Source organism: Streptomyces sp. NPDC021020 (assembly GCF_044333285.1).
Taxonomy (GTDB): domain Bacteria; phylum Actinomycetota; class Actinomycetes; order Streptomycetales; family Streptomycetaceae; genus Actinacidiphila.
Genome location: NZ_JBIRQQ010000007.1, coordinates 541917 through 567400, shown reverse-complemented (window position 1 = coordinate 567400; position 25484 = coordinate 541917). Strand labels below are relative to the sequence as shown.

Annotated in this window: 21 protein-coding genes and 1 pseudogene; 10 read left to right on the top strand and 12 right to left on the bottom strand. The window is 75.1% G+C overall.

Going from position 1 to position 25484, the window contains the following annotated elements:
• Positions 1–92: 92 nt before the first annotated feature.
• Both ACH4SL_RS23780 and ACH4SL_RS23775 read right to left on the bottom strand, forming a co-directional pair.
• Positions 93–407: pseudogene (locus ACH4SL_RS23780) on the bottom strand (hypothetical protein); the annotation flags it as partial.
• A gap of 429 nt (positions 408–836) precedes the next feature.
• A complete protein-coding gene (locus tag ACH4SL_RS23775) occupies positions 837–1946 on the bottom strand; it encodes a substrate-binding domain-containing protein (RefSeq protein ID WP_398448737.1) in 1110 nt (369 codons plus the stop codon).
• Positions 1947–2090: 144 nt separating this feature from the next.
• Between ACH4SL_RS23775 and ACH4SL_RS23770 the strand changes: the two genes are divergently transcribed.
• Positions 2091–2561 carry a MarR family winged helix-turn-helix transcriptional regulator gene (locus ACH4SL_RS23770; protein WP_398448735.1) on the top strand — a complete coding sequence of 157 codons (471 nt, stop codon included), beginning with the start codon at positions 2091–2093 and terminating at the stop codon, positions 2559–2561.
• 27 nt (positions 2562–2588) lie between these two features.
• Here ACH4SL_RS23770 and ACH4SL_RS23765 read toward each other — a convergent pair whose 3' ends face one another.
• On the bottom strand, positions 2589–4991 hold the full coding sequence (locus ACH4SL_RS23765) for a phosphoketolase (RefSeq protein ID WP_398448732.1): 2403 nt from the start codon (positions 4989–4991) through the stop codon (positions 2589–2591).
• Positions 4992–5180: 189 nt separating this feature from the next.
• On the opposite strand from ACH4SL_RS23765, the gene ACH4SL_RS23760 reads away from it, so the two are divergent.
• Positions 5181–5684, top strand: a complete 504-nt coding sequence (locus ACH4SL_RS23760) for a signal peptidase II (RefSeq protein WP_398448730.1) — start codon at positions 5181–5183, stop codon at positions 5682–5684.
• Between the two features lie 24 nt (positions 5685–5708).
• Here the strand turns inward: ACH4SL_RS23760 and ACH4SL_RS23755 are convergent, their stop codons facing one another.
• The 3 genes from ACH4SL_RS23755 to ACH4SL_RS23745 form a co-directional block, all read right to left on the bottom strand.
• Entirely contained in the window at positions 5709–6164 is a 456-nt protein-coding gene (locus tag ACH4SL_RS23755; RefSeq protein WP_398448728.1) for a MarR family winged helix-turn-helix transcriptional regulator, read from the bottom strand.
• A 285-nt stretch (positions 6165–6449) separates the two neighbouring features.
• Positions 6450–6920 carry a DUF6220 domain-containing protein gene (locus ACH4SL_RS23750; RefSeq protein WP_398448726.1) on the bottom strand — a complete coding sequence of 157 codons (471 nt, stop codon included), beginning with the start codon at positions 6918–6920 and terminating at the stop codon, positions 6450–6452.
• A gap of 177 nt (positions 6921–7097) precedes the next feature.
• The gene (locus tag ACH4SL_RS23745) at positions 7098–7709 is read right to left on the bottom strand and encodes a TetR/AcrR family transcriptional regulator (RefSeq protein WP_398448724.1); all 612 of its coding nucleotides are present in this window, start codon (positions 7707–7709) and stop codon (positions 7098–7100) included.
• Between the two features lie 205 nt (positions 7710–7914).
• Here ACH4SL_RS23745 and ACH4SL_RS23740 point away from each other — a divergent pair, with 205 nt between their 5' ends.
• The 7 genes from ACH4SL_RS23740 to ACH4SL_RS23710 all read left to right on the top strand — a co-directional run bounded on the left by ACH4SL_RS23740 (position 7915) and on the right by ACH4SL_RS23710 (position 17816).
• Entirely contained in the window at positions 7915–9837 is a 1923-nt protein-coding gene (locus ACH4SL_RS23740) for a multicopper oxidase family protein (RefSeq protein ID WP_398448722.1), read from the top strand.
• 59 nt (positions 9838–9896) lie between these two features.
• Positions 9897–10355 (top strand): nitroreductase family deazaflavin-dependent oxidoreductase, encoded by a 459-nt coding sequence (locus ACH4SL_RS23735; RefSeq protein WP_398448720.1) that lies wholly within the window; start codon positions 9897–9899, stop codon positions 10353–10355.
• Positions 10356–10604: 249 nt separating this feature from the next.
• On the top strand, positions 10605–12242 hold the full coding sequence (locus ACH4SL_RS23730) for an ABC-F family ATP-binding cassette domain-containing protein (RefSeq protein ID WP_398448717.1): 1638 nt from the start codon (positions 10605–10607) through the stop codon (positions 12240–12242).
• A 505-nt stretch (positions 12243–12747) separates the two neighbouring features.
• Positions 12748–15021, top strand: a complete 2274-nt coding sequence (locus ACH4SL_RS23725; RefSeq protein WP_398448715.1) for a cellulose binding domain-containing protein — start codon at positions 12748–12750, stop codon at positions 15019–15021.
• An 87-nt stretch (positions 15022–15108) separates the two neighbouring features.
• The gene (locus tag ACH4SL_RS23720) at positions 15109–15945 is read left to right on the top strand and encodes a DUF4184 family protein (protein WP_398448713.1); all 837 of its coding nucleotides are present in this window, start codon (positions 15109–15111) and stop codon (positions 15943–15945) included.
• Positions 15942–16673, top strand: coding sequence for a sulfite exporter TauE/SafE family protein (locus tag ACH4SL_RS23715; RefSeq protein WP_398448711.1), 732 nt, complete (start codon positions 15942–15944; stop codon positions 16671–16673). The genes ACH4SL_RS23720 and ACH4SL_RS23715 overlap by 4 nt, the downstream gene beginning before the upstream one ends.
• Positions 16674–17045: 372 nt before the next feature.
• Positions 17046–17816: a L,D-transpeptidase family protein gene (locus ACH4SL_RS23710; protein ID WP_398448709.1), complete on the top strand. Its 771-nt coding sequence runs from the start codon at positions 17046–17048 to the stop codon at positions 17814–17816.
• On the opposite strand, the gene ACH4SL_RS23705 is transcribed toward ACH4SL_RS23710, so the two are convergent.
• Positions 17802–18713 (bottom strand): NAD(P)H-binding protein, encoded by a 912-nt coding sequence (locus ACH4SL_RS23705; protein WP_398448707.1) that lies wholly within the window; start codon positions 18711–18713, stop codon positions 17802–17804. The two genes, ACH4SL_RS23710 and ACH4SL_RS23705, sit on opposite strands and share 15 nt — an antisense overlap.
• Positions 18714–18845: 132 nt before the next feature.
• Between ACH4SL_RS23705 and ACH4SL_RS23700 the strand changes: the two genes are divergently transcribed.
• Positions 18846–19274 (top strand): MarR family winged helix-turn-helix transcriptional regulator, encoded by a 429-nt coding sequence (locus ACH4SL_RS23700; RefSeq protein WP_398448705.1) that lies wholly within the window; start codon positions 18846–18848, stop codon positions 19272–19274.
• 16 nt (positions 19275–19290) lie between these two features.
• Here the strand turns inward: ACH4SL_RS23700 and ACH4SL_RS23695 are convergent, their stop codons facing one another.
• The 5 genes from ACH4SL_RS23695 to ACH4SL_RS23675 are packed head-to-tail and all read right to left on the bottom strand — an operon-like array spanning position 19291 to position 25169.
• Complete coding sequence (locus ACH4SL_RS23695) at positions 19291–20676, bottom strand: alkaline phosphatase family protein (RefSeq protein WP_398448702.1); 1386 nt, start codon at positions 20674–20676, stop codon at positions 19291–19293.
• Positions 20673–21851 carry a metabolite traffic protein EboE gene (eboE, locus tag ACH4SL_RS23690; protein WP_398448700.1) on the bottom strand — a complete coding sequence of 393 codons (1179 nt, stop codon included), beginning with the start codon at positions 21849–21851 and terminating at the stop codon, positions 20673–20675. Before eboE ends, ACH4SL_RS23695 begins: the two co-directional genes overlap by 4 nt.
• Positions 21852–21865: 14 nt before the next feature.
• Positions 21866–22720, bottom strand: coding sequence for a TatD family hydrolase (locus ACH4SL_RS23685; protein WP_398448698.1), 855 nt, complete (start codon positions 22718–22720; stop codon positions 21866–21868).
• 56 nt (positions 22721–22776) lie between these two features.
• Positions 22777–24309 carry an EboA domain-containing protein gene (locus tag ACH4SL_RS23680; RefSeq protein WP_398448696.1) on the bottom strand — a complete coding sequence of 511 codons (1533 nt, stop codon included), beginning with the start codon at positions 24307–24309 and terminating at the stop codon, positions 22777–22779.
• A complete protein-coding gene (locus ACH4SL_RS23675) occupies positions 24306–25169 on the bottom strand; it encodes an SCO3242 family prenyltransferase (RefSeq protein WP_398448693.1) in 864 nt (287 codons plus the stop codon). The genes ACH4SL_RS23680 and ACH4SL_RS23675 overlap by 4 nt, the downstream gene beginning before the upstream one ends.
• Positions 25170–25484: the final 315 nt, after the last annotated feature.

Genomic DNA, 25484 nt, shown 5'->3' with positions numbered 1-25484 from the left:
CAGATCCAGCACCACCCCGACCTGGTCAACAGCTGCCTCGCCGGCACCGGCCTGATCATGGACGGCTGACCGACATCACGCATTCAAGTTCAGTAGCGGGCGGAGTAGTACGAGATCGGAATTCCGGTGAGGAAGATGGTGACCGCGGCGGCGAGAATCGCCAGCAGTGCGCTGCCGAATCCGTGCGAGATCGCGATGGAGCCGCCGATCGCGAAGTCGGCGAGGTAGGCGATGCCGCCGAGCGCCGTGGTGGCCACCACGTAAGGGGTCCAGCGGCGGAAGGACTTCGGTGCGTAGCGCAGCGAGTAGTCCTCCAACGTGGTGTTCCGCGCCCAGTTGCTGTACCGGCGGGTCCTGGTGCCGGTGGCGCCGCCGGGGGGCGCGGAGGTGTCGACCGTGTCCGTCACGAGAACTCCCCTTTTTTACGTCCGCGGGTCGTGGTTCCGCCGCCCGGGAACGAGGCCCCGGTGGCGTTGGAAGAGTCCCGCTCGCGTGTTTCCCGGCGATGTCCGGCTCTTTAAGAAGGGCGACCGGAAGGGAATTGGTGTGACGCGCGTAGAAAGAACGTCGAGAAAAGGGGAATGGGTTTGCCTGGCGCGCGGAATTGCGTGCACAATTCCGCCGCGCGCCCGGGGACGCGGGCCCTGGAAGGCGGCCCGCCGCGGTGCGGCTGGCCCGCTGTTGCGGGCGGGCGGTGTGCCGTCGAGGGTGCGGGCGCCGCAGGCAGATGCTTCCCCCAGAAAATATTTCCTGCGGAAGGTACTGTCAATGCCCGGGGTACTGTCAATGCCCGTGCCGTGCACGGCCGTTGGCGGCTCCGGCGGGGAGGAGCGTGGTCACAGTTGGGCGAGGACGGCGAAGTCGAAGGCGTCCGCCCGGGCGAGGTAGACGGGCTGGTCCAGATGGCTGCCGCGCAGCCGCAGGGCGCCGCGCGGGCCCTCGTACCCGACCGACTGCCGCACCGCGTGCATCGCCCGGACGTCGCAGCCGCCCGCCGGCCCCGCCAGCGCGCCCAGCAGCCGCAGGCCCTCGTAGCAGGACTCGCCGAGGCTGCCCACCACCGGGGCGTCCGGCCCGAAGCGGCCGGCCAGCCGCCCGGCGAAGTCCAGCGACTGCGCGGTGGCCAGCGACGCGAAGTAGCCCGCCGCCGCCCACAGGCCGGCGGTGCCGTCGGCGCCGCTGGCCAGCAGGATGTTCTCGTCCATGTGGGTGCTGAGCCGCTGGCAGCGGGCCGGCAGCCCGCGGGCGGCGAACGCCCGGTTGAAGCCGGCCGCGTCCGCGCCCACCAGCAGCATCAGCACCGCGTCCGCCTCCGCGCGCTCGATCTGCCGCAGCACCGGGCCGAAGCCGTCGGTGCCCAGCGGCAGCAGCGCCTCGCCGACCGTGCGCCCGCCGCACTCCCGCGCGTACCGCCGGGCCGCGGCCGCCGTGACACGCGGCCACACGTAGTCGTTGCCGACCGTGAACCAGCGCCGTACCCCCGTCGCCTCCGCGAGCATCCGCATCGCGGGACCCAGCTGGCGGCGGTCCGTCTCGCCGGTCAGGAAGACGCCCGGGGTCCGCTCGCCGCCCTCGTACTGCGCGGTGTAGATGTACGGCACCAGGTGCGCGACCCGCGGGGCCAGCTCCCGGCGCACCGCCGAGATGTGCCAGCCGACCACCGCGTCGACCGCCCCCAGCCGCACCAGCGCCTCGACCTCGGCGGCCACCTGCCGCGGCGGCCCCGCCCCGTCCACCGGGAGCAGCCGCACCGGCCGGCCCGCCACCCCGCCCGCGGCGTTCAGCTCCTCCGCGGCGAGCTGCGCGGCCAGCTCGCAGGACGGACCGAGGATGCCGCCCGGGCCGTGCAGCGGCACCACCAGGGCCACCGTCAGCGGCCGGTCGGCGCCATGGGAGGCGGGCCCGCCCGGCGGCGCGGTGCGGGGGCTGCGGGCCGACGGGAGCATGCGGCCACCTCCGGAAGGGGCGAGGGCACGTGGGCGGCGCTGCGGCGCGGCGGACGGCGGGGAATGTCGGACCCGGTCCCGGCACCCTTGCGGAGACCTCCTAATGTGGCCGAACAGTAGCCCCGGGAAAGGACACCGGCAAACATGCCCTCGCAGCCGCCGCGCCAGCCCGGACGCGACCTCGCGCTCGTCCTCAGCCGCGCCGAACGACTCGTCGTGGCGCGGCAGTCGGAGCTGCTGGCGGCCGAGGGCTGCTCGGTCGAGCAGTGGCGGGTGCTCAGCGCGGTCGCCGGGGCCGGCGGGCTGCCCATGTCGGAGATCGCCGACTACGCGCTGATGCCCGCGCCGAGCCTGACCAAGCTGGTCGACCGGATGGTCGCCGACACCCTGGTCCACCGCCGCGCCGACCCCGGCGACCGCCGCCGGGTGCTGCTGCACCTGGCCCCGCGCGGCCGCGCGCTGCACCAGCGGGCGGCCGCGGCGGTCGCCGCCGACCACGCCCGGCTGCTCGACGCCCTCGGCGACCCCGGCGGGCTGGCCTCGGCCCTGACCCTGCTCGCGGACCTCGCCGCGGCGCCCGGCACCCCCGCCGGCCGGGCCCGCGTCCCGCGCTGACGGGACGGCGCCCGCACCAGGGGGCGTTCAGCCCTGCCAGCGCCACTCCGCGACCTCCGGCAGGTCCACGCCGTGCTCGCGGATGTACGCGTGGTGGCGCAGCCGGACCTCCTCCATGTGCTGCCGGACGCCCGCCGCGGTGACCGCGAGGCCCGGGACTCGGTCGATGACGTCCATGACCAGGCGGTAGCGGTCCAGGTCGTTGCGCAGCACCATGTCGAAGGGCGTGGTCGTGGTGCCGATCTCCTTGTAGCCGCGCACGTGCAGGTGGTCGTGGCCGCGGCGGCGGTAGGCGAGCCGGTGGATCAGCCACGGATAGCCGTGGTACGCGAAGATCACCGGCTTGTCCGGGGTGAGGAGCGCGTCCCACTCCGCGTCCGACATCCCGTGCGGGTGCTCCTCCTTGGGCAGCAGCCGCGCGAGGTCCACGACGTTGACGACCCGTACGGCCAGCTGCGGCAGGTGGTGCCGGAGCAGCTGGGCCGCGGCCAGCACCTCCAGGGTGGGGACGTCGCCCGCGCAGGCCAGCACCACGTCGGGACCGCGCCGTACGTCCTCGCTGCCGGCCCACTCCCACAGGCCCGCGCCGCGTGCGCAGTGCGCGATCGCGGCGTCCATCGGCAGCCAGTCGAAGGACGGCTGCTTGCCCGCGACCACCACGTTGACGTAGTCGCGCGAGGCGAGGACGTGGTCGGCGACCGACAGCAGGGTGTTGGTGTCCGGCGGCAGGTAGACCCGGACGACCTCGGGCGCCTTGTTGAGGACGTGGTCGATGAACCCGGGGTCCTGGTGCGAGAAGCCGTTGTGGTCCTGCCGCCACACATGCGAGGTGAGCAGGTAGTTGAGCGAGGCGATCGGGCGGCGCCAGGGCAGCGCGCGGGTGGTGCGCAGCCACTTGATGTGCTGGTTGACCATCGAGTCGACGATGTGCACGAAGGCCTCGTAGCAGGAGAAAAGGCCGTGCCGGCCGGTCAGCAGGTAGCCCTCCAGCCAGCCCTGGCAGGTGTGCTCGGAGAGGATCTCCATGACCCGGCCGTGCCGGTCCAGGTCCTCGTCGACGGCCAGGACCTCGGCCTGCCAGGCCTTGCCGGTCGACTGGTAGACCGCCTGCAGCCGGTTGGACGCGGTCTCGTCGGGCCCGACGAGCCGGAAGTCGCGGCGGCCGGCCGTCTCGGCCATGACGAAGTCCAGCAGCTCGCCGAGCACCCGGGTGGGCTCGTGCTGCGAGCCGCCGGGGGTGTCGACGGGCACCGCGAAGCGGTCCAGCGGCGGCAGCGGCAGGTCGCGCAGCAGCAGCCCGCCGTTGGCGTGCGGGTTGGCGCCGAGCCGCCGCTCGCCGGCCGGCACGCAGGCCAGCACCTGCGGGCGCGGGCGGCCGTCCTCGTCGAACAGCTCGGCCGGGCGGTACGAGCGCAGCCACTCCTCCAGCTGCCGCAGGTGCCCGGGGTTGTCGCGGACTCCGGCCAGCGGCACCTGGTGGGCGCGCCAGGTGTTCTCGACCGGCTCCCCGTCGACCTCGGCGGGCCCGGTCCAGCCCTTCGGCGTGCGCAGCACGATGACCGGCCAGCGCGGGCGCTCGGTGGAGCCGCCGCTGCGGGCGGCGTCCTGGAAGGCGGCGATACGGTCCAGCGCGGTGTCCATCGCCGCGGCCATCGCGCGGTGCACCTCGGCGGGGTCGTCGCCGCTGACGTGGAGCGGCTCGTGGCCGTAGCCGCGCAGCAGCTCGTCCAGCTCGGGGCGCGGGAGGCGGGCCAGTACGGTGGGGTTGGCGATCTTGTAGCCGTTCAGGTGCAGGATCGGCAGCACCGCGCCGTCGTGGACCGGGTCGAGGAACTTGTTGCTGTGCCAGGACGCCGCGAGCGGCCCGGTCTCGGCCTCGCCGTCGCCGATCACGCACGCGACCAGCAGATCCGGGTTGTCCAGCGCGGCGCCGTACGCGTGGCTGAGCGAGTAGCCCAGCTCGCCGCCCTCGTGGATGGAGCCAGGGGTCTCGGGTGCGACGTGCGAGGGCACGCCGCCGGGGAAGGAGAACTGCTTGAAGAGCCGGCCCATGCCCGCGGCGTCCCGTGTGACGTCCGGGTAGGTCTCGGTGTAGCTGCCCTCCAGCCAGGAGTTCGCCAGCACCGCGGGCCCGCCGTGGCCGGGGCCCCACACGCAGATCGCGTCCAGACCGCGGGCGCGGACGACCCGGTTGAGATGGGTGTGCACCAGGTTCAGCCCGGGGGAGGTGCCCCAGTGGCCCAGCAGCCGCGGCTTGATGTGCTCGGGGCGCAGCGGCTCGGTGAGCAGCGGGTTGTCCATGAGGTAGATCTGGCCGACCGCGAGGTAGTTCGCGGCCCGCCAGTGGGCGTCCAGGGCCCGCAGCTCGTCGTCGGGCAGGTCAGGGCCGGGATGCGTCGGGGGCGTCGCGGGTTCGGATGCGTCGGGCATGCTGGCCTCCAGGCGGCGGGGGAGTCGTCCGGGTCCAGCCTTCCCGCCCGCGGGGCCGGGCAGCAGGGCCGTTCGGGGCAATGTTCGGAAAGACGCCGGTCAGGGCGCGGCGGCCGGGACGGCTGTGGGAGGCGGCGGGCCGCGGGCGTAGGCTCGTGGACGGTGCGACGAGGACGCGGGAGGTTGCCGATGCCGGGATGGGGTGTGGCGCAGCGCGCGCTGTGGATCACGGCGGCGGCCGGGCTCGCCGTCGACCAGTCCACCAAGGCGGTCGCGGCCGAACTGGTGGAGGGCCACCAGCCCAGCCACGTACTCGGCGGGCTGGTCACCTTCACGGCCTACCGCAATTCCGGGGCCGCCGGCTCCTTCGCGCCGCGCGCCACGCTCGTCTTCACCGTGCTGGCGATCTGCGTGCTGGCCTTCATCGCCCGCAAGGCGCCGGAGATACGCTCCACCGGCTGGGCGGTCGGGCTCGGGCTGGTCTTCGCCGGCGCGGGCGGCAACCTCGCCGACCGGCTCTTCCGCACCCCGGCCTTCGGGCGCGGGGCGGTGCTGGACTTCATCCAGGTCGGGCACGGCGGCATCTTCAACCTCAGCGACCAGTGCGTGACGGCGGGGGTCGTCGTGGTCATGGTCCAGCTCGTACGCGGTATCCCGCTCACCTCCTCGCCGGCCCCCGCGCCCCCCACCTGACCGCGGCACCCGCAGGCGCGGGCCTCAGCCGGCGTCCTGCCCGGCCCCGCACTCGGTGGACATGGCCCGCAGCAGCGCGGGCAGCCCGACGGCCAGGGCCCGCTGCTCCTCCGCGGACAGCGCGGCGAGCCAGCGCTCGTGCCGCAGCCGCGTCGCCTCGGCGATCCGGACGGCGACCTGGCGGCCCGCGGCGGTCAGCACCACCTTCTGGAAGCGCCGGTTGCTGGGGTCGCGGGCGCGCTCGACCCAGCCCTTGTCCGTCATGCCGGCCACCAGCCGGCTCACGGTGCTCTTCTCCAGGCTCAGGTACGAGCCGAGTTCGTGCTGCACGCACGGTCCGGCGGACAGGTAACCGAGCGCCAGGGCTTCCGACAGCGAAGCCCCGAGCCCCGGCACGGCCCGCGACGGGTCCAGCACACCACGTTGCCTGAACAGGCCGTCCATCGCCATTTCCAGCACGTGGTGCGGTTCGGCGTGCATTACCACCTCCGTGGGGTTGCGAGGGACAACCCCTGATCGGCGCGCCGCCGCCACGGCGAGGGGCGCCGTAGAGGCGGTTGTTCTGTGCAACTCGGTGATCCGGTCATGATATCCGACCGGAAGAACCCCGGGCCGGGCGTGTTCACCGTACTGAAGGCACGCCAATTCGACGAGCGTTCGGGGCAGTTGGGATCGGAGCCGCGGCCGGGAACGCAGCAGTGGCCGTCTCCTCTGACAGGCGAGGAGACGGCCACCGGACGGGGGGCGCCGCGAGCGGCGCGGGTGTCAGCCGACCGGGTCGGCGGCCGAGTCGGAGCCGGCGCCCGGGGCCGCGGGCGTGGCGGCGGGCTGCCGGTCGGCGCCGGACCTCATCAGGGCGCGGGCGCCGTCGAACGCGGCGCGGGCGACCATCAGGATGATCAGGCCGTTGATCACGTGGAAGCCCATGATGACGGTTCCGGCCGTGCTGCTCCTGTCGTCGTCCCGGCCGCCGATGGTGTTGATGAGGACCTGCACGGGCACCAGCAGCGCGATCAGGAAGGTGGTGCCGATCAGCTTGCGGGGCACCTTGGCCACGGCGCCGACGACGGTGGCGACCACGGCCAGCGGCAGGATGATCATCTCCCCGTTCACCTTGTGCGCGTCGAAGGTGCTGTCCGTCTGCGGCTTGGTGAAGACGGCGACGCCGGCGAGGTAGAACTGCACGCCTATCGCCACGAGCAGCAGGACACACAGGACGAGGAAGACCTTGCGCATGACGGGCGTCCTTTCGGAATGCGGGCATGCCGGAATCCGGCCGTGACGGAACGACACCGGCTGAGTCGGTCTGCGCACCAAGGGTAGCGAGATCGGCCCCGCATCACCCGGCCTCCAGGGGGACTTAGGGGTTGTCCCGGAATCCGTGCAGCGTGCGGCCGCACGCCGCGCGCGGGGCTACGGCGTGGCGCCGGCGGTCATCAGCGAGAGGATCGTCCGGCTCGCCAGATCGCCGGCCGCGGCGGGCTCCAGACGGCCCTCGGCGACCTCCTCGGCGGCCAGGTGCATCAGCGTGTAGACGGTCGCGACCAGCCAGTCGGCCGGCAGGTCGGTGCGGAAGTCGCCGGAATCCCGGCCGCGCCGCACCAGCCGCCCTATCGTGCCGAGCACCGACTCGGCGTAGCCGCGCAGCTGCTCCGGCGGCAGCGTGGAGGAGGCCACCCGGTAGAGGTTGCGGTGCCGTTCCAGCACCTGCCAGGAGGAGCCGATCAGCTGCCCGAGCACCTCGCGCGGCGGGCCGTCGTCCAGCGGCAGCAGCGCGATCGCCTCCAGGGTCTGCGTGAAGGCGCGCTCCAGCGCCGCGTCGACGAGCGCCTCGCGGGTGGGGAAGTGCGTGTAGAGCGTCACCCGGCTCACCCCCGCGGTGCGGGCGATGGCCGACATGTTGACGTTCCCGTCGAGCGGGACGCACGCGAGTGCGGCGTCGAGGATGGCGGCGATGCTCCGCTCGGCGTCGGAGCGGCGGCGCCGTCCCGCCTCGCCGCCGCGGGTCCCCGGGTCGTCGTGCATGGCCGTCAGGATATCCGCGCGGGCGCGGGCGGCCCGTCTCCGGGATCCCGGGGGCCAGGGTGGCGTGCTTTGACAGCATGTTAGATTTATCGGGCTGTCGGCGGGGACGGTGCGGGCGGAGCCGTGCGCTTGCGTCCCCCGGCGCGGTGCGGCCTGCACACGTTCATCCACCGGACGCGAGACAGGGACGACGAGGACACCGCCCGTGACTGCTGACCTGATCACCCTCGACCTGCTCGCCGTCGCGCTCACCGCGGCGGCCTGGCTCGCGGCGGGCGCCACCGCCGTCTCCCGCAAGGCGCTGATCGCCGCCGCCCTCACCGGCCTCGGCCTGCTGCTGACCGCGATACGCGTGGTGCTCGTCGTCCTGCTCGGCACCGGCGGGGGCTGGTGGTTCGTCCAGGAGAAGGCGCTGCTCGAACTGCCGCTGCAAGCCGTCACCGCAGCGGCCGCCGCGGTCGTCGCCACCCGGCGGCTGCTCCGGCCGGCGCTGGCCCGCGGTCCGCTGGAGGGCGACACCGCGCCGGTGGCCGTACCGCTCTTCGCCGCCGGGATCGCCGCCCTCGCGGGCCTGGTCGTGACGCTGCTGATCGGCTACCCGGTCACCGTGGCCGTCGCACTGGTCACCGTCGCGCTCGTGGCGCTGCTCGCGCTGGCCGCCTGGTGGGTGCTGGACGGGCGGCCGCGCGGTGTCGTGCTCGGCGCCGGGGGAGTGGCCTTCGTGGTCGGGGTGGCGGGCGCGCTGACCACCTTCGCAGGCACCCCGGCGACCGACGCCGGCGGCGGACCCGCGATCGCCTACCCGCCCGCCAAGGGCGTCTCGGTGGCCACCCTCACCGGCCCGTCCGCCCCCGACCCCGGCGGCACCGTGCGCCGCTACAGCCTCCAGGCCCGCAAGGCGACCGTCACCCTGGCCTCCGGCCGCAAGGTCGCCGCGTGGACCTTCGACGGCACCGTGCCCGGCCCGCCGATCACCGCCGTCCAGGGCGACCTGGTCGAGGTCACCCTGCACAACGTCGACATCTCCGCGGGGGTGTCGATCCACTGGCACGGCTACGACGTACCGTCCGCCGAGGACGGCGCCGTCGGCCTCACCCAGGACGCCGTCACCCCCGGGCACAGCCTCACCTACCGCTTCCTCGCCGCCCAGGCGGGCACGTACTGGTACCACACCCACCAGGACTCCAACCAGGGCGTGCAGAAAGGGCTGTTCGGCTCGCTCGTCGTGACGCCGCGGCCCGCGGGAGCGCAGGCCGCGACCGGCGCGGCCGACATCCCGGTGCCCGTGCACACCTTCGACGGTGTGACCGCCGTCGGCGACCGCGACACCCTCGACACCCGGCAGGTCGCGCCCGGCAGGCCGGTCCTGCTGCGGCTGATCAACACCGACAACGTCACCCACCGCTTCACCCTGGCCGGCGCGCCCTTCACCCTCGCCGCGGTGGACGGCAACGCCCTCGACGGCCCCGGCACCCTGCGGGACACCGCGCTCAGCCTCGCCGCGGGCGGCCGCTACGACCTGCGGCTGACCATGCCGTCCGGCTCCGTCGCGCTGCTGGTCGACGACGACCGGGCGCACGGCCTGCGCCTGCTCCCCGGCGGCGGCAAGGCCGCGGCGGCGCCGGACACCGCGTCCTGGCCCGCACTCGACCTGCTCTCCTACGGCCGCCCCGCCGCCCGCCCGGCCACCGACGCGGGCCCCTTCGACCGCCGCTTCACCCTCGTCCTGGACCGCGGCCTGTCGCTGTCCGGGCCGGTCAAGGGCCGCGACTGGACGGTCAACGGCCACGCCTTCCCCGACGTGCCGACCCTCGTGGTGCGCAAGGGCGACCGGGTGGAGATGACCGTGGTCAACCGCAGCCTGGCCACCCATCCCTGGCATCTGCACGGCCACTCGGTCCGTATCCTGTCCCGGAACGGCGACCCCGTGACCGGCAGCCCGCTGACCATGGACACCTTCGACGTCAAACCGGGCGAGGTGTGGAAGGTCGCCTTCACCGCCGACAACCCGGGCCTGTGGATGGTCCACTGCCACAACCTGGTGCACGCCTCGCAGGGCATGTCCCTGACGCTGGCCTACGAGGGCGTCACCGACCCGTACGACATGGCGGGCATGCACGGCGACTGACGGCACGGCCGCGCATACGTGACATTGTGTCAGATCCGGGCCATGGCAGGATGCCTGCCATGACGACGCACAGCGCGATCAGCACGAGGGACCGGGTGCGCAACCGGGTGGTCGTCCTCTTCCACCGCGTCGGGCTGCCCTTCGGGCCGATGCAGCTGCTGACCCTTCCCGGCCGCAGGACGGGCATCCCGCGCACCACCCCGGTCGCCCCGGTGACCATCCACGGGGCCACCTACATCTGCCAGGCCTACCCGCACGCGGACTGGGTGAAGAACGCCCGCGCGGCCGGCCGCGGCACGCTCACCCGCGGCCGCGAGACCCGCGAGGTCGACCTCGTCGAGGTGCCGGTGGGCGAGCGCGGCGTCGTGCTGCGGGAATTCCCGGCGCAGAACCCGATGGGCGTCGGCGCCTTCCTGCGCAACGGCCTGGTCGACGAGCCCACCGCCGACGCCTTCGCCGCCGCGGCCCCGGCCGTGCCGGTGTTCCGCGTCGTCGCCCGGGCGCGGCCGCGGGGCTGACCGCGCGCCCGCCCCCGGACCGGGAAGGGCCTTGGTACAGTCGGTGGAGCAGGAAGACCAGGTCCGGGCCCGCAGGTCCGGGACGAGAGAGGCCACGCGTGGCGGGTGACGACGACATCTCCGGGTGAGTCCGGAGCCCCGGGCCACCGGGCGGCGCACGAGGTGCACCGCCGGGGGCCGCTTCGTCGTCCCTGAACGCCCGCCGGTGAGCGCGCGCGCTCCCTGCCCTGCCGTACCCGAGGTCTTGTCATGTCCGACGCCCAGATCATCTGCTCCCACCTGTCCTTCAGCTGGCCCGGGGACATCCCGGTCCTCCAGGACCTGTCCTTCACCGTCGGCCCCGGCCGCACCGGGCTCGTCGCCCCCAACGGCGCGGGCAAATCCACCCTGCTCCGGCTGATCGCCGGGGATCTGCAGCCCACCGGCGGCACCGTCACCGTCGGCGGCGTGCTCGGCTACCTGCCGCAGACGCTGCCGCTCAGCGGGGACCTCCGCGTCGCCGACGTCCTCGGGGTCGCTCCGGTTATCGCGGCGCTGGACGCCATCGAGTCCGGCGACACCGACGAGCGCCACTACGCCGTCATCGGCGACGACTGGGACGTGGAGGACCGCAGCCGCGCCCAGCTGGAGCGGCTCGGCCTCGGCGACGTCGCACTCGACCGGCGGCTGCGCACCCTCAGCGGCGGCCAGACCATCGCCCTGGGGCTGGCCGCGCAACTGCTCGGCAGGCCCGACGTGCTGCTGCTCGACGAGCCGACCAACAACCTGGACGGCGAGGCCCGGCAGCGGCTGCACACCGTCGTCGAGGAGTGGACCGGCTGCCTGCTGCTGGTCAGCCACGACCGCGCGCTGCTCGACCGGATGGACCGCATCGCCGAGCTCGACGACGGCGTGATCCGTACGTACGGCGGCGACTTCACCGCCTACCAGGAGGCCGTGGCCGCCGAGCAGGACGTCGCCCTGAAGAACCTGCGGGCCGCCGAGGCCGACGTCAAACGGGAGAAACGGGAGATGCAGCAGGCCCGCGAGCGCGCCGAGCGGCGGGCGAACAACGCCGCCCGCAACATCGCGAACGCCGGGCTGCCGAAGATCGTCGCCGGCGGGCTCAAGCGCCGCGCCCAGGAATCCGCGGGAAAGGCGGGCGGCACGCACGCCGCCCGGCTCGGCGACGCGCGGGCCCGGGCGGACGAGGCGGGGCGCGCGGTGCGCGACGACGACCAGATCGTGCTGGACCTGCCCGCCACCCGGGTGCCCGCCGGCCGCACGGTCTTCACCGGCGAGGGCCTGCGGATCCGTCTCGGGCAGCGCGAGGTCTTCGCCGGGGAGGGCGCCGACCTGGTCGTCCGCGGCCCCGAGCGGATCGCGCTGACCGGCGCGAACGGCGCGGGCAAGTCCACGCTGCTGCGGCTGCTGAGCGGTGACCTGGAGCCCGACGCCGGCCGGGTGACCCGGGCCGCGGGCCGCTCGGCGTACCTCTCGCAGCGGCTGGACCTGCTGGACCCGGAGCAGTCCGTCGCCGCCAACCTGGCCGGTTACGCCCCCGGTATGCCGGTGGCCGAGCGGCTGAACCTGCTGGCCCGCTTCCTCTTCCGCGGGCCGCGCGCCACCGAGCTGCCGGTCGGCGCGATGTCCGGCGGCGAGCTGCTGCGCGCGACGCTGGTCTGCGTGCTGTACGCCGAGCCCGCGCCGCAACTGCTGCTGCTCGACGAGCCGACCAACAACCTCGACCTCGGCGGGGTGGCCCGCCTGGAGTCGGCACTGACGGCCTACCAGGGCGCCTTCGTGGTCGTCAGCCACGACGAGCACTTCCTCGCCGCGATCGGCATCACCCGCCGCCTCCACCTGGCCGCCGGCACCCTACGCGAGGCGGCCCCGCCGGAGGCCTGACCCGCGGGGGTGGCGCGGGGGCCGGGGCACGGGCGTGCCGCGCGGGTCGGGCCTGGGCCCACGGCCCGGGCGGGGGCCCGGGCACGGGCGTGCTGCGCGGGTCGCCAGGCGGGGGGCCCTGGGTCGCGGGCTGCCGACCGCGAGCTGTGGGCTCGGGGCGGCGGGAGTCGTGGTCGCGGCGGTGCGGCGCGGGGGGTGTGGGCCCCGGCCCCACGGGCTCCGGGCCTGGGCCCACGGCCCCAGGCCCACGGCCCCGCCCCGGGCTGCGGGCGCCGGCTCCAGGCCCCGCCCCCCGGCCCTCTGCCGCGCACGCCGGGTCGCGAAACCCCGGCCCGCGTCACGGGGCGGCGCGGGCGCGCCGCCCCGCAGGCGCCGTCCGCCGGTCCGGATCGCCGTTCCCCGGGGACGCGGGAGGAATACGGGCGCGCCCGTTGACCCGGGTGTGGGAGCGCTCCCACTATGGCTGCGGGTCACGCTCCTTCCCCCCACGCGACAAGGAGGATCCATGACCACCCCTCAGCCACATCCGCACCGCCGCCGCGTCTGGGCGGCGACCACCGCGGGCGCGCTCGTCGCGGCCGGTGCCGCCTGGGCCGTGCACGCGCCGCCCGGCGCCGCCGCGGCCACGGCCGGATGCGGCGTCGACTACTCCGTCACCAACTCCTGGCAGGGCGGCTTCGGCGCGTCCGTGACGATCCACAACCTCGGCGACGCCGTCACGTCCTGGTCCCTCACCTGGACGTTCGGCACCGGCCAGACCGTCAGCCAGGCGTGGAGCGCGAACGTGACGCTCGGCGCCGCCAAGGTGACCGCGACCAACGTCGACTACAACGGAACCGTCCCCTCCGGAGGCACCGCCTCCTTCGGCTTCAACGGCGCGCTCACCGGCTCGGCCACCGCCACCACGCCCACCGACTTCGCCCTGAACGGCGTGGCCTGCACGGGCACCACCTCGCCCACCACGCCCCCCACCACCGTCCCGACGACACCCCCCACCACGCCCCCGACGAGCCCGCCCGCCACCGGGCAGGGCCGCCAGGTCGAGAAGCTGGACCGCGGGGTCGTCTCGGTCCGCAGCGGCTCCGCCAACCTGGTGTCCTGGCGCTGGCTCGGCACCGACCCGGACGGCGTCGCCTTCAACGTCTACCGCGACGGCACCAAGGTCAACTCCGCACCGCTGACCGGCGCGACGGACTACCTCGACAGCGGCGCGTCGGCGAGCGCGTCGTACACCGTGCGCGCGGTGGTCAACGGCGCCGAGCAGGCGGCGTCGCCCGCCTCGCTGTCCTTCGCCAACGGCTACCACGACGTGCCGATCTCCCCGCCGGCCGGCGGCACCACCCCCGACGGCGTCGCCTACACCTACGAGGCCAACGACGCCTCGGTCGGCGACCTCGACGGCGACGGCCGGCTCGACCTGGTCCTCAAGTGGTATCCGACCAACGCCAAGGACAACTCGCAGTCCGGCTACACCGGCGACACCATCATGGACGGCATCACCCTCGACGGCACCCGGCTGTGGCGCATCGACCTCGGCCGCAACATCCGCTCGGGCGCGCACTACACGCAGTTCCAGGTCTACGACTACGACGGCGACGGCAAGGCCGAGGTCGTCATGAAGACCGCCGACGGCACGGTCGACGGCGCCGGCAAGGTCATCGGCAGCTCCGGCGCCGACTACCGCAACTCCTCCGGCTACGTCCTGTCGGGCCCCGAGTACCTGACGGTCTTCAACGGGCAGAGCGGCGCGGCCATGCAGACCGTGAACTACGACCCGCCGCGCGGCACCGTCTCCTCCTGGGGGGATTCGTACGGCAACCGCGTCGACCGCTTCCTGGCCGGCACCGCCTACCTCGACGGCAAGCGCCCGTCGATCATCATGGCCCGCGGCTACTACACCCGCACGGTGATCGCCGCGTGGGACTGGCGGGACGGCAAGCTCACCGAGCGCTGGAAGTTCGACAGCAACGACTCCGGCAACAGCTCCTACGCCGGCCAGGGCGACCACCAGCTCGCCACCGCCGACCTCGACGGGGACGGCAAGGACGAGATCGAGTACGGCGCCATGGCGATCGACGACAACGGCGCGAAGCTGTGGAACACCGGCCAGGGCCACGGCGACGCCCTGCACGTCGGCGACCTCGACCCGAGCCACCCCGGCCTGGAGGTCTTCAAGGTCGACGAGGACACCTCCAAGCTCGCCGCCTGGTTCGCCGACGCGAAGACCGGCCAGATCCTGTGGTCCAACCCCAGTTGCGGCTGCGACAACGGCCGCGGGGTCTCCGACGACATCTACGCCGGCAGCGCCGGCGCCGAGTCCTGGTCCTCCGGTGTCAGCGGACTGTTCAGCGCCAAGGGCCAGAACATCGGCCGCAAGCCGGGCTCCACGAACTTCCTCGCCTGGTGGGACGGCGACCCGGTGCGCGAACTGCTCGACGGCACCCACATCGACAAGTACGGCACCAGCTCCGACACCCGGCTGCTGACCGCGTCCGGCGTCCACTCGAACAACGGCACCAAGGCCACCCCGGCCCTGTCCGGCGACCTGCTCGGCGACTGGCGCGAGGAGGTCGTCTGGCCCACGACCGACAACCGGGCGCTGCGGATCTACTCGACCCCGACCCCGACCGACCTGCGGATCACCACGCTGCTGCACGACACGCAGTACCGCACCGCCCTCGCGTGGCAGAACACGGCCTACAACCAGCCCCCGCACCCCAGCTTCTTCCTCGGCAACGGCATGCCGACCCCGCCGCGGCCGCAGGTCTACACGCCCTGACGCCACTCCGGCACCGGCGGCCCGGACGGGGACACCCCCGCCCGGGCCGCCCGGGCGGCGGGCGCGGGCGGGGGGCAGAATGGCGGGGTGCCGTTCACACTGAGCCACCCCGCCGCCGTGCTCCCGCTGCTGCCCGGCGGCCGGCCCCGCGGCCCGCTGGTGGCCTCGGCGCTCGTCGCCGGGTCGCTCGCGCCGGACGTGCCGTACTTCACCGAGTCGCTGGTGCACGGCACCTTCGGCTACGGGGAATTCACCCACAGCCCGCTCGGCATCCCCACCGCGGACGTGGCGATCGCCGCGCTGCTGGCCGCCGGGTGGCACTGGCTGCTGCGCGAGCCGCTGCTCGCGCTGCTGCCCGCCCGCTGGGCCGACGCCGCCGACGCGCTCACCGCCCCCACCGGACGCAGCCGCGGTGCCGCGGGCGCGGGCTGGTTCGCGCTGTCCGCCGCGGCGGGCGCGGCCACCCACGTGGCCTGGGACGCCTTCACGCACGGCGGCCGGGTGGGCGTCCGCCTGCTGCCGGTGCTGGACCGCACCGTGCTGGGGCATCCCCTCTACTACGACCTCCAGTTCTCCACGTCCGTGCTGGGCCTCGGCGCGATCGGCTGGTACGGCGCCCGCACCCTGCGGGGCGCCGCTGCCGCTCCCTCTCGAACGCCCGCTCCCGCGCCCGCCCGGGGAGCGCGGCGGATGCGGCTGTCCCGCCGGACGAAGGCGGCGGCGACCGTACTGATCGGCGCGGCCGCGGCGGTGGGCGTCGCGACGCGGCTGGCCGGCTGGGACGGGCCGCCGCTGCGCGACGCGACCGTCTTCGACCTGATCCCGGCCGTGGCCTTCGGCGGCGGCGCGGGCGCCGCCGTGGGCCTGGCCGGTTACGCGGCGGTGGCCCGGGCCGCGCTGGTCCGCCGCGGCGGCACGGCGTGAACGGTCCCGCCGACGCGCTCGCGCTGGCCGGCATAGTCCTCGCCGGATCCACCGTGCAGCGCATGTCCGGCATGGGGTTCGCGCTGGTCGCGGTCCCCTCCCTGGTGCTGCTGGTGGGGCCGGCGGAGGGGGTGGGCCTGTCCAACTGCGCGTCGCTGGTGATCAGCGCGGTGGGCCTGATCGACACCTGGCGCCGGGTGCGGCTGGGCGCGATGCTGCCGCTCGTCGCCGCCGCGGCCTGCACCGTACCGGCCGGGGCGTGGGCGCTCGGCCATGTGCCCGAGCCGAGCCTGCTCACCGGGATGGGCCTGGTGGTCGTGCTGGCCGTCGCGGTGATCGCCTGCGGGGTGCGGGTGCCCGCGCTGCGCGGCCGCGGGGGAGCGCTCACCGCGGGCGCGGCGAGCGGCTTCATGAACGCCTCCGCCGGTGTGGGCGGCCCCGCGGTGTCGCTCTACGCGGTCAACGCCGAGTGGTCGGTCGCGGAGTTCGTGCCCAACGCGCAGTTCTACGGGGTCGTGGTCAACGCCTTCTCGCTGGCCGCCAAGGGCAGCCTGCCCCAACTGGCCGCCCCGGTATGGGCGCTGGCCGCCGCCGGCATGGCGGTCGGCACTTTCGCCGGCCGCACCCTGGCCGACCGCGTCCCGGAACGCTGGGCCCGCGTGGTGATCCTCACCCTCGCCCTGGCGGGCGGTGTGACGACAACGGCGAAGGGCCTCTGGTCGCTGTGACCTCCTGACGTCAGGGCCCGCCCGTGGACGCGCGTCCGGTGCGAGCGGCCGCGTGCGGACCTGCGGGCGGCGCGTATTCCGGCTTTCGGGTGCGGCGGCGGACCGGTGTTCGGCGCACGGCCCGGCTGGGGGGCGCTTCACGCGGGCGCGGATTCGTGCGGCTTCGGGGGCAACCCGCTGGTGGGGCCGGATGGTTGCTAGAGGTATGGCCAGTGATTCACGTACGGCGGCGGTCACCCGGGGCGGGGCGCGCCCGCCCGCGCGGGGCAGGGCGCGCGTCGCGGCGTCGCCGACTGCGGCGGCGCGCAGCGGGTAGGCGCCCGCAACACCCCGTTGTTCGCACATACTTACGTACCGAAGGATTTCACCCCCATGGTTTCCCCCTCCCCGCGCGTCCTGCTGTCCGGTCTGGGCGCGGTCGTGCTCACCGCGCTCGCCGGCTGCGGCACCGCCGTCGGGTCCGGCGCGCAGGACCACGCGGCGACGTCCGGCGGCACCCCGCCGGGTGCCGTCCGGACCGTGCCGGCCCCGGCGCCGACGACGGCGTCGCCGGCGCCGCGGATGCCCGCCGGGATCGGCCCCGACACCCTCGCGCGCATACCCCGGCAGAGCCGCCAGCTGGTCGTGGTCGCCGGTCGCGGAATCGATTCCTCGCAGGCCACGGTCGTGGTCTACAGCTGGACCGCCGACGGCTGGCAGCCGGGTGCCGCATGGCCCGCGCACAACGCCAAGGACGGCTGGACCGCCGACCACCACGGCGGCGACCTGCGCTCGCCGATCGGCGTCTTCACCCTCTCCGACGCCGGCGGGCTGCGCGCCGACCCCGGCAGCAAGCTGCCCTACCACCATTCCGGCGGCTTCCACATCGGCGGGCGCGGCTTCGAGGGCGAGCCGCTCGCCGGGTCCTTCGACTACGTCGTGGCGATCGACTACAACCGCAAGCCCGGGACGACGCCGCTGGACTGGACGCGGCCGCTGGGTGCGGCCAGGGGCGGCGGCATCTGGTTCCACGTCGACCACGGCGGCCCCACGCACGGTTGCGTGAGCGTCTCGGAGGCGCACATGAAGCAGCTGCTCGCGACCCTCGACCCGGCGCTGCACCCGGTCGTGGTGATGGGTGACGCGGCGTCACTCGCCGCCTGAGCCCCCGGCGTCCTCCGCTCCGACCACCCCGGGCGCCTCGGCCGCCGCCGCGCGGAAGACGTCGGAGTGCCGGGCGCACCAGTCGGCGAAACCGGCGGGCGGCCGGCCCAGCAGTCGCTCGACGGTGTCCGTGCGGAAGCCCTCGGTGTCGGCCCGCATGAGCCGGAAGCCCTCGACGATCGCCTCGGCGAGGGCGGGCGGCGCGCCGTTCGGGAAGCGGGCGGCGACCGCCTCCTCGGGTGTGGCGACCGGCCGCGTGGTGAGGGTGGTGCCCGCCGCCGCCGACAGCATGGCGGCCTGCTCGGCGACGGTGAGCGGTTCGGCGCCGGTGAGCGCGTACGCCCGGCCCGCGTGGCCGTCCGTGGTGAGGACGTGCGCGGCCACCGCGGCGATGTCCGCCGGGTCGATGAGCGTCATCCGGCCCGGGCCGACGGGGTCCAGGACGTAGCGGCCCGCGCGGATCGTGGGCAGCCAGTCCAGCGCGTTGGTCATGAAGCCGACCGGGCGCAGGATGGTCGCCGGTATGCCGGACCTGCGGACGATCTCCTCGCGGGCGTGGTGCCAGCGGCCCATCGCGGGCATCGGGTCGCCGAGCACGTTGGTGGACGACAGCAGCACCAGGTGCCGTACGCCCGCCGCCCGGGCGGCGGCGACCGCGTTCGCGGTGGTCGCGGTGGAGATGCCGGGGGTGAGCAGGAAGGCCCGCTCGACGCCCGCGAAGGCCGCGGCGAGGCCGGGCGGGTCGGTGAAGTCGCCGACGACGCGTTCGGCGCGGGCGGGCAGGCCGGCCGCCCGGCCCGCGTCGCGGACCAGGACGCGCGGGGCGTCCCCTGCCGCGTCGAGCTGCCGGACCAGCTCGCGTCCGATGTTCCCGGTGGCTCCGGTGACGAGTAGCATGGCTGTTCCCAAGGTCGTTTGCCGTCTAATGACCTGACGGAACGGAACGCTAGCCGGTTAATGATTAGCCGTCAATTGATCTCGCGTGCGGCCGCCGGCGCCCCGCCCGCGGGGGGAGTGGGACCCGACGCGATGCCCGAATTCCTGGACCTGCACAGCCGGACGACCAAGGCGCTGCGCGCCCTCGCCGACCAGGGCATGCGCCGCCTCGGCCTGCACTACGGGCAGCACCACCTGCTCGCCGCGCTGTGGGAGCAGGACGGCCGGACGCCCGGCGAGGTCGCGGCCAAGCTGCACGTCACGACGCCCACGGTGGTCAAGATGGCCGACCGCATGACGGCCTCGGGGCTGCTGGAGCGGCGCCGCGACGACCGCGACAACCGGCTGGTGCGGCTGTGGCTCACCGACGCGGGACGGGCGCTGCGCGAGCCCGTGGAGGCCGAGCGACTGCGGCTGGAGCAGCAGGTCACCGCCGGTCTCGGGGCCGCCGAGCGCGAGCAGTTGACGGCCGCGCTCGGCAAGGTGCTGCACGCCGCGGACGCCCTGCTCGCGCAGGGGTGACGCCCCCGGGGAGGGGTCAGCCGCCGAGCCCGGCGAGGCGCAGCAGCAGGTCCTTCACCTCCGTCGCGTGGTAGCGGTCCTTGCCGTACGCGGGGTCGGAGCACAGCAGCAGCGGGCCGTCCCGCGGGTCGTCGGGCAGCCGGCCGTGGCTGCCGCGCACGCACGACGGGTCCAGACCGACGACCTGGAGCGAGGTGCGGATGCCCAGCTTGAGCTTGGCGACCGACATCGCCGCCCGCACCTTGACCGTCGGGTCGGTGGGGTCCAGGAAGAGTTCGGCCGGGTCGTAGCCGGCCTTGCGGAAGATCTCCACGCCGGTGGCGAAGTCCGGCGCGAGGTCGTCGTCGAGCCAGTAGTAGTACGTGAACCACGCGTCCGGCTCGGCCACCGCGACCAGGTCGCCCGCCCGCTCGTGGCCGATCCGCAGGGCCGCCTGCCCGTCGCGGTCGAACACCTCGTCCACGCCGGGCAGTTGCCCGACGAGGTCGCGCACCCTCGGCAGGTCGGCCGGGTCGCGGACGTACAGGTGCGCCACCTGGTGGTCGGCGACGGCGAAGGCCCGCGAGGTCCACGGGTCCAGGTATTCCATGCCCTGCTGGACGTGGACGTTCAGCAGCCCCGCGCGGCGCAGTGCCCGGTTCACGTCGACCGGGCGGCGGGCGGCGGTGATCCCGTACTCGCTGAGCGCCACCACCGTGCTGCCGTCGGCCCGCAACCGGGCGAGCAGCGGCGCGAGTTCGGCGTCCACCGCGCGGGCCGCGGCCGCCGCCTCCGGGCCGTCGGGGCCGTGCCGCTGCACCTCGTAGTCCAGGTGCGGGACGTAGACCAGCAGCGTGTCGGGGGCGCGGGTGTCCAGGACGTGTTCCGCGGCGGCCACGATCCAGCGGGTGGAGGCGATGCCGGCGCGCGGGCCCCAGTAGCTGAACAGCGGGAAGCGGCCCAGCTTTTCGGTCAGCTCGTCGTGCAGGGCCTGCGGATGGGCGTAGCAGTCCTCGGACTTGCGCCCGTCGTAGTGGTAGACCGGGCGCGGGGTGACGGTCGCCGCGACGTCCATGCCCATCGCGTACCACCAGCAGATGTTGCCGACCGTGTAGCCGGGGTCGGCGCGGCGGCCCGCGGCCCACAGCTTGTCGCCCCCGACCAGGCTGTTGGACTGCCGCCAGTGGAAGATCTCCCCGGCGTCGCGGAAATACCAGCCGTTGCCGACGATCCCGTGCCCGTCCGGCATCAGCCCGGTGAGCATGCTGGACTGCACCGGGCAGGTCAACGCCGGGAAGACGGTGGCCACTTCGGCGCTGAAGCCCTGCTCCGCCACCGCCCGCAGCGCGGGCATGTGCGGCAGCAGCCGTGGGGTGAGTCCCACGACGTCCAGCACGACCGTCCGGCCGCGCCGCCGGCTCACGCCGCCGCCTCCTTCAGCCCGAGTCCGGTCAACGTGCCTGCGGCCCACGCCACTTCGGCGGCGATCCCGGCGGCGAGCGCCGCGTCCCCGTCCGGACGCTGCGCCGCGGGCAGCACCGACCAGGTGTACGTCTCGACCTCGATGTGGTCGGCGAGCGCCGCCTCGCCGCCCAGCAGCAGCCCGAGGGTGCGCTCCAGTACGTCCGAGGTGCCGGTCAGCGGGGGCTGCGGCGGCGCGTGCAGGGGGACGTGGAAATGCACCCGCCAGGGCGCCCCGCCCGGCAGCGCGCCCGGCCCGGCCAGCGCCTCGCCGAGGTCGTCGGCGGTCGACACCGCGCCGGAGGAGGCGCGTTCGCGGGTCTGGTGCAGGAAGCGCGGCTCGCAGAAGCCGGCCAGCGCCTCGCGTACGGCAGGGTCGGCCGGGTCGGCGGCCTGGAGGGCGCACGACGCCTGCACCTTGACGACCGGCAGGCCCGCGTCCGCGAGCCGGGCGAGCACGTCGGCCGGGTCCTCGAACGCCACCGCCAGATGGCACACGTCCAGGCACAGCCCGAGCAGACCGCCCGCGAAACCGGCGAGTTCGGCCTCCACCTGCTCCACCGTCTCGACGGCGCAGCCCGGTTCGGGCTCGAAGCCGACCCGCACCGGGCGCCCGTCGCGTACCGCCCGCTCGGCGAGCCCCGCCTCCAGCGCGCGGATCCGCTCCCCGGCCGCCGCCCGGCGGGCGCCGTCCCACGGCTCCCGCCAGGCCAGCGGCAGCGTGGAGATGCTGCCGTGCGGCACGTCGTCGGGCAGCAGCACCGACAGCACGTCGGCGAGGTCGAGGGTGTACGCGAGCCGGTCGGCCGTCGTCCAGTCCGGGTGGTAGACCGCGCCCTTGACCACCGGGGCGTGGAATCCCCGGTAGGGGAAGCCGTTGAGGGTCACCACCTCCAGCCCCCGGGCGGCCAGTTCGGCGCGCAGCCGGGCCACCGCGGCGCGGTCGGCGGCGAGTTCGCGCGCCACGTCGTGGGCCAGCCACAGGCCGAGGCCGAGCCGGTCGGAGCCCAGCCGCTCGCGGACCGGCACCGCGAAGCGGTCCAACTGGCCGAGGATCCCGGCCAGGTCCTCCGCCGGGTGGACGTTGGTGCAGTAACCGAGATGGACGGCGGTGCCGTCCGGGTGCAGCAGTCGCATCGGGTCCTCCTCGCTCAACGGGCGCCGCGCTGGATGGAGTTGCCTTCGAACAGATCGCCGTGGCCGTGGGCCGCCTCCGTCACGTTGAGGCGGCCGCTCGCCCCGTAGAAGGCCACCGGATTGCGCCACAGCACCTGGTCGACGTCCGCCGCGGAGAAGCCCGCGGCGAGCATCGCCTCGCCGGTCGCGCGGGTGCGCAGGGGATCCGAATGGCCCCAGTCCGCCGCGGAGTTGACCAGGATCCGTTCGGTGCCGTACTCGCGCAGGATCGCGACCATCCGGTCCGGCTCCATCTTGGTGTCGGGGTAGATCGAGAAGCCCGCCCAGCAGCCGGAGTCCAGCACCTGGCGTACCGTCAGCTCGTTGAGGTGGTCGACCACGACGCGCTCGACCGCGATGCCCGACTCCCGGACCACGTCCAGCGAGCGGGCCGTGCCCGCGGCCTTGTCGCGGTGCGGGGTGTGCACCAGCGCCGGCAGGCCGTGCTCCACGGCGAGCGCCAACTGGGCGGTGAAGGCCTTCTCCTCGGCGGCGGTCACCGAGTCGAAGCCGGTCTCCCCGACCGCTACCACCCCGTCCTTGGCGAGGTAGCGCGGCAGCAGCTCCAGCACGGGAGCGCACCGCGGGTCGTTGGCCTCCTTCGGGTTGAGGCCGATCGCGCAGTGGTGCCGGATCCCGAACTGCGCCGCGCGGTAGGGCTCCCAGCCCAGCAGGCCGTCGAAGTAGTCCGTGAAGCTGCCCGGCGAGGTGCGCGGCTGGCCGAGCCAGAACGCCGGCTCCACCAGGGCCCGTACGCCCGCCGCGTGCATCGCCCGGTAGTCGTCGGTGGTGCGGGAGGTCATGTGGATGTGCGGGTCGAAGATACGCATGGGGTGCTCCTCGGTCGGGGCTGCCGGTGGGGGGGCGGAGCGGGGGATGCGGCGGGTCAGCGCAGGGCGGCGAGCACCCGGCGGGCCGCCTCGGCCCTGCGGGGCTCCGGCGAATCCGCCTCGGCGTGGATCGGGGAGGCGGCCAGCAGCGCCGGGTGGCGGCGCAGCAGCGGCAGGACGTCGGCGGGCACCTCCCGCCCCGCCGCGACCCGCTCGTGCGCGAAGTCCAGCAGCATGCGGGCGAGTTCGGCGTCCGCGCGGGCATCGAGGGCGGCCACGGAGGCGAGCGGGACACCCAGGAAGACGCACTTCAGCACGCCCTGCCGCCAGGTCGCGTCGTCCAGCACGGCCGCGGCCGGGCCCAGCGCGGCGGCCACCAGCGCGGTGTCGTTCGTCCGCAGCGCGTCCCCCAGCAGCGGCGCCGCGGCGCCGTCCGCCCGCTCCAGATACGGCAACGCCCGCAGCACCGCCCGGCGTTCGGCCCGGTCGCCGCGGGCGTAGAGATCGCCGACCACGGGCGCGGGCGCGCCCGCCAGCAGCACGGTGCGGACGGCCTCGTCCACCGTCCAGCCCTCCCAGCCCGGCGCGCCCAGGGGCCTGCGCCCGCACGCCCGCCCCGCCGCGGGGAAGTCGGCGAGCAGCGCGGCAGGGTCGGCGGCGGCCCGGGCCAGCGCAGCCGCCAGCCATTCCCGTGCCGCCGGGGAGAGTTCGGCGTCCACCGCCCGCGCCGGCGGGACGGGCGCGGGGCGCGCGTGCTCGCGCAGGAAGGCCAGCGAACGGCGGGCCGTCTGCGGGGCGCTGTGGCTGTGCCGCGGCAACTCGACCGCGACCAGGCCGCGGTAGCCGGAGCTTTCCAGCGCCGCGAGCACGGGCGTGAAGTCGATCTCGCCCGTGCCGAATTCGAGGTGCTCGTGCACCCCCCGCCGCATGTCGTCGATCTGCACGTTCACCAGGTCCGCGGCCGCCTCGCGCACGCACTCCGCGACCGGCAGCGGCTCCAGGCAGCGGCAGTGCCCGATGTCCAGGGTCAGCCGGAAGGACGCGGGGGAGCCCAGGGTGTCGCGCAGCCGCCGGTAGCCCGCGAGATCCTCGACGAGCATGCCCGGCTCCGGCTCGAAGCCCAGCTGCACGCCCTCGCGGGCCGCCGTCGCCGCGAGCCGCGCGCAGCCCTCGGCCAGCAGCTCCCAGCCGTGCTCCGGCGCGGTGCCCTCCGGCAGCACCCCGCTCCAGAACGACACGGCCTCCGCCCCCAGTCCGGCGCCGATCCGGATCGCCCGCTCCAGGAAGTCCACCCGGACCTCCCGGCCGTCCTCGTGCAGCAGCGTGGGGGAGTGCTTGTGCCAGGGGTCGAGCAGGTAGCGGGCGCCGGTCTCCACCACGACCGCGAGCCCCAGCGCGTCCAGCCGGCGGCGCACGGCCGCCAGCCGCGCGGGCAGGTCGGGCGCGTACGGGTCGAGGTGCGCGTGGTCCAGCGTCAGGGCGACGCCCTCGTAGCCCAGCCCCGCGATCACGTCGAGGGCGTCGTCGAGGCGGTGGTTGGCGAAGCCGTTGGTGCCGTAGCCGAAACGCAGCCTTGCGGGTGGTGTCATGTCGGTGAGACCTTCCGGGAGAGCCGGCGGGCCGGCGGGAGCGCCGCGAGCAGCGGCAGCGCGGCCCGGGTCGCGCCCGCGCGGGCGGCCAGCGCCGCCTGCAGCGGGATCGCGCCGAGGATGCCCGCGCCGACCGCCCGCTGCAGCCGGCGGGCGTCGGGCTTGCGGATCGCGTCGAACTGCGCGCCGCCGAACGTACGGACGTACACCGCGAGCAGGGCGGCTGCCGCGGCCCTGTCCCGCGCCGGCGCCCCCGGGGCAGCGGCCACGCCCGCCGCCAAGGCCGCCGTCGCGGCGAGCGTGGCCTCCGGCAGGGCGGGGGAGGAGCCCTGCGTCTCACGGCGGCTCAGCGCCATGACGACGCACGTGTGGGCGGCGACCGCCGCGGCCGCGGGCGCCGCCGCCCGGCGGCCCGCCGGGCCCGCCGCGAGCAGTACGTCCAGGCCGCGGGCCGCGGCCATCGCGGGAGCGCCCAGCGCGGTGTCCTTGAGCGCCAGGTCGTACGCCCACACCACCGCGGCGAGCGCCGCTGCCGAGCGGAGCGCGGGGCGTCCGCCGGACGCCCGCGCCGCCGCGAGGCCCGCCGCGGTGAGCGCCGCGGCGGCGGCCAGCGCTTCCGCCGGGGTCACCCGGCCCGCCGGGATCGGGCGCCGGGGCCGCTCCACGGCGTCGACCTCGCGGTCCGCGAAGTCGTTGAGGGCCATGCCGGCCCAGTAGAGCAGCACGGACGCACCGCCGAGCCCGGCACTGCGCCCCCCGTACGGCCACCCCGCCGCGGCCCCGCCCGCGACCACGTCCCCGGGCACGGTCAGCGCGGCGGGCGCCCGCACGAGCTCCGCGTAGCCCCTGAGCCTGCTCATGCCTCGTCCCTCCGCCGGGTTCGCTTCGTCCTGCGTGATGCGGTGCGTTTGGCGACCTTCCCCCGGCGGGGGCTTGTCGCTCCGTTCTCCCCCAAGCCCCGCCCGGGAGGTGCCCCCACACGCCCCTGAAAACGCCCACCCTCCCGCGCAGATGGACCCCCCGAGCCTTGCGGCCACCGCAGAGGGCACCCCAGGGGCGCGGGGAACTGCGCGAGCAACCTCCCACCGGCCGGAGGTCGCGGGACGGCCCGCGGCAGCAGGGCGGGGCGAAAGGGGCGCGGGGAACTGCGCGAGCAGCCCCCCCAACCACCGCAA